Source organism: Granulicella sp. L56 (genome assembly GCF_009765835.1).
Lineage (GTDB): Bacteria > Acidobacteriota > Terriglobia > Terriglobales > Acidobacteriaceae > Edaphobacter.
On sequence record NZ_LMUS01000006.1, the window covers coordinates 1,069,676 to 1,081,620 of the forward strand.

General features: G+C 55.8%; 10 protein-coding genes. 3 read left to right on the forward strand and 7 right to left on the reverse strand.

The annotated features are described in order from the left end of the window. Positions 1 to 3: 3 nt before the first annotated feature. Both GSQ81_RS12455 and GSQ81_RS12460 read right to left on the reverse strand, forming a co-directional pair. Positions 4 to 3,738 carry a TonB-dependent receptor domain-containing protein gene (locus GSQ81_RS12455; RefSeq protein WP_158911051.1) on the reverse strand — a complete coding sequence of 1,245 codons (3,735 nt, stop codon included), beginning with the start codon at positions 3,736 to 3,738 and terminating at the stop codon, positions 4 to 6. Positions 3,739 to 3,864: 126 nt separating this feature from the next. Then, on the reverse strand, positions 3,865 to 4,908 hold the full coding sequence (locus GSQ81_RS12460) for a LacI family DNA-binding transcriptional regulator (protein WP_158911052.1): 1,044 nt from the start codon (positions 4,906 to 4,908) through the stop codon (positions 3,865 to 3,867). Between the two features lie 220 nt (positions 4,909 to 5,128). On the opposite strand from GSQ81_RS12460, the gene GSQ81_RS12465 reads away from it, so the two are divergent. Next, positions 5,129 to 6,310 carry a hypothetical protein gene (locus tag GSQ81_RS12465; RefSeq protein ID WP_158911053.1) on the forward strand — a complete coding sequence of 394 codons (1,182 nt, stop codon included), beginning with the start codon at positions 5,129 to 5,131 and terminating at the stop codon, positions 6,308 to 6,310. A 3-nt stretch (positions 6,311 to 6,313) separates the two neighbouring features. Here GSQ81_RS12465 and GSQ81_RS12470 read toward each other — a convergent pair whose 3' ends face one another. The 3 genes from GSQ81_RS12470 to GSQ81_RS12480 are packed head-to-tail and all read right to left on the reverse strand — an operon-like array spanning position 6,314 to position 8,834. Continuing rightward, positions 6,314 to 6,964, reverse strand: coding sequence for a 3-oxoacid CoA-transferase subunit B (locus GSQ81_RS12470; RefSeq protein ID WP_158911054.1), 651 nt, complete (start codon positions 6,962 to 6,964; stop codon positions 6,314 to 6,316). Then, positions 6,961 to 7,665 (reverse strand): CoA transferase subunit A, encoded by a 705-nt coding sequence (locus tag GSQ81_RS12475; protein ID WP_158911055.1) that lies wholly within the window; start codon positions 7,663 to 7,665, stop codon positions 6,961 to 6,963. The genes GSQ81_RS12470 and GSQ81_RS12475 overlap by 4 nt, the downstream gene beginning before the upstream one ends. A 56-nt stretch (positions 7,666 to 7,721) precedes the next feature. Then, entirely contained in the window at positions 7,722 to 8,834 is a 1,113-nt protein-coding gene (locus GSQ81_RS12480; RefSeq protein WP_158911056.1) for an aldose epimerase family protein, read from the reverse strand. 171 nt (positions 8,835 to 9,005) lie between these two features. Here GSQ81_RS12480 and GSQ81_RS12485 point away from each other — a divergent pair, with 171 nt between their 5' ends. Then, complete coding sequence (locus tag GSQ81_RS12485) at positions 9,006 to 10,238, forward strand: SGNH/GDSL hydrolase family protein (protein WP_158911057.1); 1,233 nt, start codon at positions 9,006 to 9,008, stop codon at positions 10,236 to 10,238. A gap of 60 nt (positions 10,239 to 10,298) precedes the next feature. Here GSQ81_RS12485 and ndk read toward each other — a convergent pair whose 3' ends face one another. Then, a complete protein-coding gene (ndk, locus tag GSQ81_RS12490) occupies positions 10,299 to 10,715 on the reverse strand; it encodes a nucleoside-diphosphate kinase (RefSeq protein WP_158911058.1) in 417 nt (138 codons plus the stop codon). Positions 10,716 to 10,818: 103 nt separating this feature from the next. Between ndk and GSQ81_RS12495 the strand changes: the two genes are divergently transcribed. Further along, positions 10,819 to 10,980, forward strand: coding sequence for a hypothetical protein (locus tag GSQ81_RS12495; protein WP_158911059.1), 162 nt, complete (start codon positions 10,819 to 10,821; stop codon positions 10,978 to 10,980). A gap of 25 nt (positions 10,981 to 11,005) precedes the next feature. On the opposite strand, the gene sucD is transcribed toward GSQ81_RS12495, so the two are convergent. After that, entirely contained in the window at positions 11,006 to 11,881 is an 876-nt protein-coding gene (gene sucD / locus GSQ81_RS12500) for a succinate--CoA ligase subunit alpha (RefSeq protein WP_158911060.1), read from the reverse strand. Positions 11,882 to 11,945 lie beyond the last annotated feature (64 nt).

The window sequence follows — 11,945 nt, forward strand, 5'->3', positions numbered from 1 at the left end:
CGTTTAGAACTCCAGTCTCATGCCGAATTGTATGATTCTCGGGGCATTCTGCTGAGCGGTCATCAGTCCGAAGACCGTGTTTGAGTTTTGCAGACTATTGGTACTTAAGTCTGCTGGAGCGCCGTTGATGATGAACGTCTGGGCATTACCGCCAGATGAAAATATCGTACGGTTGAGCGCGTTGAAGAAATTAGCCTGGAACAGGAGGTTCGTTCTGCCATAAATAGTCGTTCGTTTTGTAATCGACAAATCTTCATTGATGTAGGCCGGCATCCGCAAGGACGAGAACAGATTTGGCGCGTTACCAAACTTCCCGGGTGCCGGAATCGCAAATGCCGCTGGATTGATAAGGAACTGGCAGGGCTGACGTCCTGAGGTCGCCAGGATCGGGCCCGAACACTTCTTACTGTAAGAAGGATTCTTCAGCGGCACTCCTGGAACGACGTCAGGGCGGAAGCTAAAACCATCACTGGAATAGTAGGGGTTATTCGCTCCAAACGCATCGTATTCAAGGTGGATTGGGCGACCGCTCTGATAGTGATGGATCGCCGATACAGACCATCCTCCCACAGCTCTGCCAACTGCGCCTTTATGGTTGAGGAAGCGCTTGCCCGGTCCAACAGGAAGTTCATAGGTATAGCTGAGCGAAAGAACATGGGGGATATCTGAGCTCGTGACAGAACGCTGCGATTGTGGATTGTAGTAGTCCTGATAGAAAGAACCTGCATAGATTGCATTCTCAGCTCCGGACGTGGCACCGTTGTTGGAATCAACATCACCAATCGTCTTAGAGAACGTATAAGAAAGCAGAAGGGTCAATCCATCGGAAAAGCGCTTTTGCAAACTGGTCTGAAGGCCGTTGTACGACACGCTGCCGATTGGGTTCAAAGGATTGTCCACATCTCCATATTGCGGAAAAGGCCGCAACGATTGCCCTACCGTTGCCCCCGCACCGAAGATCGGAATAAAGTTTGAAAAGGGCACTTTAACGCCTGCCGCTATTGCTTTCGGGTCGTTGACAGGCAAAACCAGAAATTGATTAAGTGGCATGCCCGCGGCTGCGGCAGCATCGCTATACTTCGCCGCAACTGTTGGGTCTACCTGGTTCGGTTTTGACCATACACCGAGATGATAGGTGTGCATGCCCACATAACCGATGCTAGCAACCATCCCACCTGGCATCTCCTGTTGCACCTGTGTTGACCAATATATTTGAGTTGGCGGAGTGCCGGAGCTCGGACGAATCATCGGCGGATTATCGTTGCCCACAAGTGCCCCCGGATCAAGGTCCGGACCGTTGCTGATCGACGCCGCCGGATAGGGATTATCCCAGTAGTAGGCAGGCGAGCCTACATAGTCCTGAGGTCTGTTGACCGTGGCCAGTCCGGCAAAACCCGTATTGTAGAGACCGCCACCGATTCCGTTTTCGGCATTGTCATTGCCGATAGGGCGAGTAATCGCGAACCCTCCGCGAATCGCAGTCTTGTGCGCCGCGTCTGGAGAGTACGCGAAGCCAACCCGAGGCTGAAATCCGAGATAGTCAATATTGCCGATGCGGGTTTTTCCATTGCGGCCAGCACCGTGACCGTAATAAGCAAATGCGCCGGGAAGTCCGTCTGCCGCTGGGTTAGCCAATGTCGGATCCATGGTGGAGACTTTTCCATTGATGTCTGTCCGAGGAATCTGGAGATCGTAGCGCAAGCCGAGATTCAGTGTCAGGTTCGATGTAGCTTTCCAGTCATCCTGAGCATAGATCCCTCCCTGCCACCATCGATATGCCGCTTCCACCGGATAATCGAACCGCGAAAAATCCAGCCCCCCAAAGAGGAAGCTTGCAGCCGGTGCCCCCGTCCCGGCAGGAATAGAAACTGCCTGGTTCCCATTCACAAATCCTGTTCCATTGAGTCCCGACTCGGTCGGCTCAAAAGTGAAACTGCCACCAGGTAAGCCGCCTTCATCCCTTCTCAAACGCCGCAACTCTCCACCAATCGTCAGAGTATGCTCACCGCGAACCAGCGTCACGTTGTCACTGACAATGAAGCGATTTTCGGAGTCGGTCGATGCACTCGCAGAGCCGATGCTGTTCTGCACTGTTCCAATTCCAATGATCGGAAATGGGCTGTCGCTCGCAAGGGGAGGCAATCCTTGAATGCCTAACGCGGCTAGACCCGGCCCCGCCTGCAGAGGACCAGTAAAGCCTGTATCCCGGATGAAACCAAAATTGAGGTTATTCACCAGGGTCGGAGAGTGGGTGTAGTTATAGGTGAACCGTATTTGAGTAGTCGGCGAATTAGTCGTCGACGAGTCGAGCAGATTCAAGCCGCCATTATTGCTGTTGGAATAGCCGCCTACAAAGACACTTCCAGCGATAGAGTGCTTCTCTGAAATATGTTCGTCTATCTTCACAACTAAGCGGTGCTCGTCAATTTTCGAACTCTGAAGACGGTGAAAATTATTATTGATGGCATCGTTGTCCGCCATAGGGAAGCTCTTCAGGATAGTCTGCGAAACTGTGCTCAGCCCAGGCTGTCCGCTCGGAATAATGTTGCCGGGGAACGGGTCGCGCACCTGATAGGTCTTGTGATCATAGGGACTAACAACGGGGTGGGCCGAGTTGGGATCATAAATCGCTCCCTGATATACCGGGCGCCCGGCAGGATCGAAGACAGGCTGGCCCGAGGCGGAATCCACTAGCTGCGGCCCCAGCGCCTGTGAGAAGTCTCCTGTACGAAATGCATTTGGGATTGTCGTGAGCGTGCCATTGTTGGAGCTGGGGCGATATTTGAAACCCGTGTAGTCGACAAAGAAAAATGTCTTATCGCGACCACTGTAGAGCTTGGGAATCCAGACCGGGCCGCCAAACGTTCCACCGAACTCATTTTGCTTAAGAGGCGCCTTCTTCAGACCCAGAGCGTTGGTTACAAACCCAGCGGCATTGAGAGCATCGTTCTGGAGATAATCGAACAGGCTTCCATGATAGACATTCGTCCCTGAATTGAACGCAAACGAGACGATGCCGCTGGCCAGTCCGTATTCGGCGCTCTGATTATTATTGATGATTTTGAACTGACCAATTGCGTCGATGGGTGGGTGATTAGCGCCGATGTCGCCGCCAAGGTTCGTATTCATCACCGGAACGCCGTCGATATACACCTCGTTCGCGTAGCTATTAGAACCACTGATGTGCAAGCGATAATCCGGCGAGGCCCCAGGTGTCGAACCGCTCACACCCGGCGTCAGCGTAACAAAGTTCAGGGGATTGCGCATATCTCCGTTCAGGGAGACCGGCAAGTCCTTGATCTCCTGCGGGGTAATAACGGTTCCAATATCGGAGGTCTGCGTCTCTACCGTGGCAGCATTCCCCGAGACGGTTACCGTCTGTTCGACTTGTCCTGGCTGCAGCGTCACCGTAATTCCAAACGTGCTTCCAACGCCGATCGTGACGTGCTGCTGCACCGAGGTATTGAATCCCTTCGCCATCGAGGTCAAGGTGTAGACGCCTGCGGACAGGTTGAGGAAATTGAATTGACCCGAGGAACCGGAGGTCGTGGTCACGATCACGCCAGTCGCTTCGTTTTTCAGCGTGATTTGAGCATCGGGGATGTTTGCATGCTGCGTGTCCTGAGTCTCCCCCTTGATGGCGCCGCGATCTGCCTGCGCCCATGCGTTGCTCGTCAGACTCAGAATGGTCGTCAAAACCATGAAAAAAACAACTGGCAGTACTCTCAACGTCTTCATTGGTGCGCTCCTAAAAAGTCGATCCGAAAAGAATTATTTAAACCTTTAAATTTCGGAGCCATTTCAGCACGCAATGAAAACACCTGTCAAGATATTTTATTTAGACGAACCCCAATCGGTCGAAGTCTAGCGAATGGAGCTACTTCCACGAAGCGACGTCTGTGGCTTCTGCGTCCGTGTCGACTCGCGAACCACAAGGGTCGGCACAATTCGGACGACAAACGGCTCGTTCGTCAACTTGCCCTCAACTCGATCCATCAGGATCGTTGCCGCGCGCGCGCCCATCTCATAACCAGGCTGTACCACCGCGGTCAAATGAGGATGAAAAGAACGGTCCACAGCGAGATCGTCAAAAGTTGCCAGCGAAATATCCTCCGGGCACCGTACTCCCAACTCCTCAAATGCCTTCAATACTCCGACTGTCATAACCCCGTTGCATACAAAGATCGCGGTGGGCTTCACGCGCCGCTTCAGTAATTCCTTCCCCAACCGATAGCCTGATTCGTATCGAAAATCTCCTTCGAGCACGAGGTTTCGATCTACTTCGATGTCCGATTCGCGCAGGGCTTCCTCATAGCCTTTCAGCCGCTCAAGCCCTGTCTGCAACGACAAAGACCCTGTAATAATTGCGATCTTCGAATGGCCCCCCTGGATCAGATGCCGTACGCATTCTCGACCGCCGCGTACATTATCCAAAAGAACGGCGTCGGTATGGATGCCAGCGACGGTCCGGTCCAGGCATACGACCGAGATGCCTCCCTGCATGATGCTGCGAATGTGACCTGAGTCCTTGCCGGGTGCAGAGGCCAGCAGAATTCCATCGACGCGATAAGACCGCAGCGCCGCAATGATCCTCCGTTCGCGGCCGATCTGCTCATCCGTATTCGCCGTCATCAGGAAATAGCCGCGATCGAAAGCAGTATCTTCTGCTCCGCGAATGATCTCGGGGAAGAAAGGATTCGTGATATCCGGCAGCACGAGTGCGAGCATGCGGGTCTGCTTCACCTTCAGACTTCGCGCAATCTCGTTCGGCGAATAGTCCAACTCGCGAATGGCCTTCTGGACGCGCTCCTGCAAAGTAGGGCTTACGCGTCTTGTGCCTCTGATTACATTGGATACCGTCGCGATCGATACTCGGGCATGCTTCGCTACTTCCACTATGGTGGGCATAAAATGTGAGTCCAGCCTTAATGACCAGTTGGCGCTGTGGCCAATGCGTATCTGATTCTTCTATAGCTTTTTATACATCTTCATCCTATTCCGATTTCCTCCAAAACCGCGCATACAATCGTCGAGCAAATAGCGTCCCCACATTTTGGTGGAGACGCAAATTACTTGCCTGCAATATCACTCTCTTTTCTCGCAATAAATATTTTAAAGGATTAAATTAATGGCAAAATTATCCGCAGCCATTGCGGCTCCTTTCCAACTCATGAAAAATCTCCTTCACTTCCCTCAAATGACATCTGTGCCCCCACTCCGAATCCTGCTGAAGATCATGATCACGGTTGTTACCGCTCTGGCGCTGTCTCCAACCGCTATCGCCCTGCAGCTTCCCTCGGTGCAAACCCCAGTTACAAATTCACAATGGATTCGCCCTCAGAATCCAGGTGATCCGCTCATCTGGGGCCGAAAAGACGGCATCGTCTTTGGCCTGCCTTCCACCGGCGGCCTGCTCGGGCCTCGCGGGCTGATCCGTGTCGGCGTCATCTCCGCGACGACAGGAAAGCCCGAGCTGCTCAATTACATCGCAATTGAACCGGTCGTACTTGGGCCCGGCACTCGATCCAGCCGTATGGCCTTCAGCGAGCTGGAGCCCAGCCGCATGGATCCTGGCTCCCGCGGCAAACGATTATGGGTTGATCCCGGCGCATCTCCTTCGAGTGATTCATACCGAGGCGAGCTACGCATCTTCCCCAATCAAGACAGTCCTATCGAACGGCTCTCCGTGCAAATCGATGTGGAGCAGTTCACCGCAAATAATGCGCATGTCTATCTCATCGCATCGATCGACAGCGACCACCCCAACGAGCTCCGGCTGGCCGTCCATCAATACAGTGACAGCCCAGCGTTGGAGGAGCTGACCGTCACCGCAACCATGGGCAACTACGAACGCCTGCGCCAGCTATGGCTCAAAGACCGCGTCGTGAATAGCCACGATCTATACGGCACCTATACCGCCGACGCGTTCGTTGAGCGCGAAAATTATCCACTCGACGAGATGCTGCGAACCTCCGATGGCGATGCGATCGCACTCGGAACCTCTAACGAGCCCGACCCTTCGGAAGTTCCCGTCACCGGCGCCGAGCACTGGCGTTATCGCCTTCCAAAGCTGACCCAGTACTGGAGAGTCCCCGCACACGACATCGAGCCTGATCTCCGGGTGCGGGTAAACGGCCGTCGCGTCTATTGGGCATCGCACAACCCGCTTCCAGGCGGCGCGGCCTTCGAGAACTTCGAGGTTCGGCAGCGATATTTGCCAGGCCAGGTCTTCATCTTCGGCGTGACCAGTAAAACGCCATCGCAATTCGACTCTCCGCTTCCCCACCTCAATCGTCCGCCGGCTCCGTAGCGTTCACATCATCATCTGCAAATCAGAGGAGACGATGAGCTTCGCCTCTGTTCGTGCCTGAACGGCCGCAGCATCGAAGCCTTCAGCTACTTCCGTCAGCAGCAACCCTTCTCTTGTGACGCGAATCCAGCAGAGTTCCGTCACGATATCGTGGACAACGCTCTTGCCTGTCAGCGGCAGCGTACACGCCTTCAGAATCTTCGATGCGCCATCCTTCGTCTGGTGTTCCATCGCCACCACCACGCGTCGCGCGCCTGCAACCAGGTCCATCGCACCGCCCATTCCCTTCACCATCTTGCCTGGAATCGTCCAGTTCGCCAGATCGCCCTGCTCATCCACCTGCATCGCGCCAAGAACGCTCATGTCCATATGGCCGCCACGAATCATCGCGAACGATTGTTCACTCCCGAAGAACGAGCATCCCGCCAACTCAGTCACAGGTTGTTTGCCTGCATTCAATAAATCAGGATCGGTATTCTCTTCCGTCGGCGGGGGTCCCACTCCCAACATCCCGTTCTCCGACTGGAACACAACGTTGATTCCTGCGGGCACATACGCTGCGATCATCGTGGGCAGACCAATACCAAGGTTGACGTAAAAGCCATCCTTGATCTCCCGCGCAATCCGCTGCGCAATGCGTTCCTTGCCGTTCATGACGCGCCTCTCGCCTGAATGAACTTCGACTCTATCGGCTTGATATAAGCCGCTCCCACAACGACGCGATCGACGTAGATGCCCGGCGTAACGATATGATCGGGATCAAGTGTTCCCGGCTCAACCAACTCTTCCACCTCGACAATCGTAAGATCGGCAGCGGTCGCCATGACTGAATTGAAGTTCCTCGCGGTCTTACGATAGACGAGATTTCCATAGCGATCTCCCCGCCAAGCCTTGATCAGCGCAACGTCGGCATGCAACGCGTGCTCCAGAACATAGGTGCGGTTCCCAATCGTTCGCGTCTCCTTTCCCTCCGCGACAATCGTCCCCAATCCTGTAGGCGTATAGAACGCTGGAATGCCTGCCCCACCTGCACGAATCCTCTCAGCCAGCGTTCCCTGCGGCACCAGCGTCAAATCCAGTTCGCCACGCAGTACAAGCGTCTCCAGCCTGCGGTTCTCTCCAACATAGCTGCCGATGTGCGACGCGATCATGCCCGCCTCCAGCATCAGCCCCATGCCAAAGCCATCGACGCCCATATTGTTGCTGATCGTATGCAGCCCGCTGATGCCCCGCCGCACAAGCGCTGCAATCAAATTTTCGGGAATCCCACACAACCCGAAGCCGCCCAGCATCACGGTTGCGCCACTGTCTACATCGGCAACAGCAACATCCGCGGAAGCAACGACTTTATCCATAACCTCAGCCTTAAAAACCTCGCGCGGCGGCACCGGCAGCCGCCGCGCACAGGCATTTACTTCGCTTGAGTGGTAAACGTAAACGTCGTGGTGCTGTGCCGTGGCGCACCCGGCTTCAGCTCCGTGCTGGGGAAATTCGCATGGTTCGGCGAATCCGGAAAGTGCTGCGTCTCCAGGCAAAGCGCACCATTTTTCACGTAGGGTTTGCCGCTCCTGCCGCTGATCGTCCCATCCAGAAAATTTCCGGTATAGAACTGCACACCCGGCTCAGTCGTCGTCACCGTCAACACGCGGCCCGTCTCCGGATCGTAGACACGCGCGGCTGTCTTTGTCTCTCCATTGGCTCCACGCAGGACCCAGTTGAAGTCATAACCGCCAGCGCGCTTGAGCTGTTCATTATTCTCATGGATACGCGCGTCAATCTCGGTCGGTTTGCGGAAATCAAACGGCGTTCCTTCCACCGGCGCAAGTTCGCCCGTCGGAATCAGCCCTGCATCCACCGGCGTGTACTTGTCCGCGGGAATCGTCACGATATCGTGAAGAATCGTTCCATTGCCTTCTCCCGAGAGATTGAAGTACGAGTGGTTGGTCAGATTCACCACCGTGTCCTTGTCGGTCGACATGCTGTAGTCGATGCGCAGCGCATTATGGTGCAGCGTGTAGCGCACATGCGCGGTGAGCGTTCCGGGAAATCCCTGATCGCCGTCCTTGCTCACCAGCGTCATCTCAACACCATCGGGGATCTCGCGCCCCTGCCACACCAGCGAGTCGAAGCCTACCGTGCCGCCATGCAGCATATTGATGCCGTGATCATTCTTCGGAATCTGATACGTCTTGCCATCGAGCTTGAAGCTGCCATGTGCGATGCGATTGCCGTAGCGGCCCACAATCGCACCGAAGTAGGTGTTCTTGTCCGCCGTATAACCGGCCAGCGAATCATGTCCCAACACAACATCGGCTTTCTTGCCATCTCTGTCCGGTGCTTCCAGCGAGACGATGCGCGCGCCATACGTCATGATGCGTGCTTCCAGTACATCGCTCTTCAGCGTGTAGATGTCTACGGCCTTGCCGTCGGATGCCGTTCCAAATGCTGCCTTCGTTACTGCTCCATGTGCTGCCATTCCGGTTGTCATGGTAAGCAGAATAACCTTTGCCAGAGTCTTCGTCATTTCTTCCTCAGTTCTTTCGCCTTCAGCAGTCTGTGGTTGCGGCCTGATCTCGTCCCATTCAGCGCCCGGTTGCGCACGTTTCAGCAACCCTCGCCACTATACTGCAACCCTCACGCCCCCACGAAACAGCAGTAAGATTGGAGCGTCAGCTCAATCCCTCTAAGGATGGTTATGAACCTCAGAAGCAGAATTCTCCCCCCGCTCGCACTCCTCCTCTTTTGCCTTTGCTGCTTCAATACCAACACCGCCGCGGCCGCGTCGCCCGACCACTGGGTCGGCACCTGGGCCACCGCTCCCATGGCGCAGGCCAACCGCGAAGAGAAGTTTGGAGCAGCCGATACTACCTATCGCGAGATCGTCCACGTCTCCATCGGCGGTCCCACAGTCCGCGTTATCCTCACCAATGAATTCGGACTCGACTCGCTCACCATCGGCGCTGCCAACGTCGCACTCAGCGCCACCGGCAGCGATATCAACCCCGCCGCCTCCAGCCCTCTCACTTTCAACGGGCGGCCTTCCATCGTCATCCCTCCCGGCGCACTCGTCGTCAGCGATCCCGTCAATCTGAAACTTCAGCCGACGTCTAATGTCGCCGTCAGCATCTTCATTCCTGCACAGGCCATTCGGCAGATATCGGCACATGGCTTTGCCGACCAGACGAACTACACTGCTCCCGGCAACGTCGTCAGCGCAAAGTCTCTCGACACCCCTACGGAGATTTACTCATGGCCCTTCCTCAAAGGCATCGACGTTAAAGCCGACGGCAAAGCCGCAGCCATCGTAGCCTTCGGAGACAGCATCACCGACGGCGCGTACGCCACACGCGACGCCAACACTCGCTGGCCCGATGTTCTTGCTACCCGCCTCCAGGCCAATAAAAAGACCGCAAAGTTCGGCGTTCTTAACGAAGGCATCGGCGGTAACCGCATCCTCCACGACGGCACCGGCCCCAGCGCGCTCGCACGCTTCGACCGCGACGTCCTCGCCCAGGCAGGCGTCAAGTACCTCATTATTCTGGAGAGCATCAACGACATCGGCCATGCGCAGGACCCCCACCGTCCCTACGATGTTGTGTCCGCAGATGATCTCATCGCCGGCCTCAGCCAGCTCGCCACCCGCGCCCACACTCATGGCATTAAGGTCTTCGGCGCGACCCTTACCCCCTACGTCGGGGCGGGCTACTCCTCACCCGCAGGCGAGACCATACGCGAAGCCGTCAACCAATGGATTCGCACCACCAACCAACTGGATGGCGTCATCGACTTCGACAAAACCACCCGCGACCCCGCCAACCCCAATGTCTATCTGCCCGCAGACGAACATGGCGACCACCTACATCCCAACGATGCAGGCTACAAGGTCATGGGCGATTCTATCGACCTCAAAATATTCAAAAACAAATAGCCGCAAACGCAGCTATGGCAGGAGCATCCGCTCCTACCATAGCTTTTTAAGCCAACGAAACTACTTCAGTTCATAACCCGCAAAGAAGTAGCCAATCTCAAACGCTGCGGTATCCTCAGCGTCAGAGCCGTGGATAGCATTCTCGCCGATCGACGCCGCAAACTTCTTGCGGATCGTTCCTTCCTCAGCCTGCGCCGGGTTGGTCGCACCCATCAGCTTGCGCAGATCGGCGATGGCATTGTCCTTTTCGAGCACCAGCGGAAAGATGGGGCCGCTGGACATGAACTCGGTCAGTTCGCCAAAGAACGGGCGAGCTGCGTGAACATGATAGAAGCCCTCGGCCTGCGCCTTGGAGATGGACAACCGCTTGATGGAAACAATCTTGAAGCCCGCCTTTTCAATCTCGGCGAGAATGGCGGCGGCATGGCCCTTGCGGACCGCGTCCGGCTTGATAATGCTGAATGTACGCTGTGACAACGGAAATCTCCTCTTAGAATCTTATCTATCCAGTGTAAAGCAATCGCGCCAAGCCACACCCAGAGGCCAAACTCCCGTCTAAAGTAAGACTGGAGCCCGCTGAATGCGTAAAACCGCCTGGATATGGTTCGCCGGTTTCGCCGCCTGGGTCATCGACGGCCTGGTCAGCATCCATTACCACGACTGGCTGCACGCACGCCTGGCCTTCATGGTCGCAATCGTCTTCTTCGCAGCCGCGATGTTCTACCGCAAGCAGCCCCGCTGATTCACGCGGCTGCCTGCCAGTTGAACTAAGCCCTGCCCAGCACGCGGGCCATCGCCTCGCCAATCTCAGACGGAGTCTTCACCACGGTAATTCCGGCATCGCTCATCGCCTGCATCTTGCTTGCGGCCGTGCCTTCGCCACCAGAGATGATCGCGCCCGCATGGCCCATACGCCGTCCCGGAGGAGCCGTCTGGCCAGCGATAAAGCCAACCACCGGCTTCTTCACGTGCTTCTTGATGAAGTCCGCCGCCGCCTCTTCCGCCGATCCACCGATCTCGCCGATCATGATGATCGCCTCAGTCTCGGGGTCGTCGTTCAGCAACCGCAGCGCTTCAATGTGCGTCGTTCCAATAATGGGGTCGCCACCAATGCCGATCGCCGTGGACTGACCGATACCACGCGTCGTCAACTGATAGACAGCCTCATAGGTCAACGTTCCTGACTTCGAGACGATGCCGACACTGCCTTCCTTGTGAATCCTGCCCGGCATAATGCCGACCTTCGCCTTGCCCGGCGAGATCACGCCGGGGCAGTTCGGCCCGATCAGCCGCGACTTCGACCGCTTCACAATCTCCCACGCCTTCACCATATCCAGCGTCGGAATTCCCTCGGTAATGCAGATGACCAGCGGAATCTCCGCGTTCACCGCCTCTAAAATTCCATCGGCAGCAAACGGCGGCGGCACAAAGATCACCGACACATTTGCGCCTGTCGCATTCACGGCCTCTTCGACGGTATTGAAGACCGGCCATCCTTCATGGGTGGTCCCGCCCTTACCCGGAGTCACGCCGCCAACAACGTTCGTCCCATACTCCGCACAACCCTTGGCATGAAAAGTCCCCTCACGCCCTGTAATTCCCTGCACAATCAGCCGCGTATTCTTATCAACCAGAACTGCCATGTCACTCTCCTGTCTAATGTCCAAGCAATGCGCGATGTACTTCGCTTCAATGCCTTCTTCTGCA

Bases quoted from the DNA above. Each gene is read 5' to 3' on its own strand.
- GSQ81_RS12455 (WP_158911051.1), bottom strand. From the start codon at position 3,738: ATGAAGACGTTGAGAGTACTGCCAGTTGTTTTTTTCATGGTTTTGACG.
- GSQ81_RS12460 (WP_158911052.1), bottom strand. From the start codon at position 4,908: ATGCCCACCATAGTGGAAGTAGCGAAGCATGCCCGAGTATCGATCGCG.
- GSQ81_RS12465 (WP_158911053.1), top strand. From the start codon at position 5,129: ATGGCAAAATTATCCGCAGCCATTGCGGCTCCTTTCCAACTCATGAAA.
- GSQ81_RS12470 (WP_158911054.1), bottom strand. From the start codon at position 6,964: ATGAACGGCAAGGAACGCATTGCGCAGCGGATTGCGCGGGAGATCAAG.
- GSQ81_RS12475 (WP_158911055.1), bottom strand. From the start codon at position 7,665: ATGGATAAAGTCGTTGCTTCCGCGGATGTTGCTGTTGCCGATGTAGAC.
- GSQ81_RS12480 (WP_158911056.1), bottom strand. From the start codon at position 8,834: ATGACGAAGACTCTGGCAAAGGTTATTCTGCTTACCATGACAACCGGA.
- GSQ81_RS12485 (WP_158911057.1), top strand. From the start codon at position 9,006: ATGAACCTCAGAAGCAGAATTCTCCCCCCGCTCGCACTCCTCCTCTTT.
- GSQ81_RS12495 (WP_158911059.1), top strand. From the start codon at position 10,819: ATGCGTAAAACCGCCTGGATATGGTTCGCCGGTTTCGCCGCCTGGGTC.
- sucD (WP_158911060.1), bottom strand. From the start codon at position 11,881: ATGGCAGTTCTGGTTGATAAGAATACGCGGCTGATTGTGCAGGGAATT.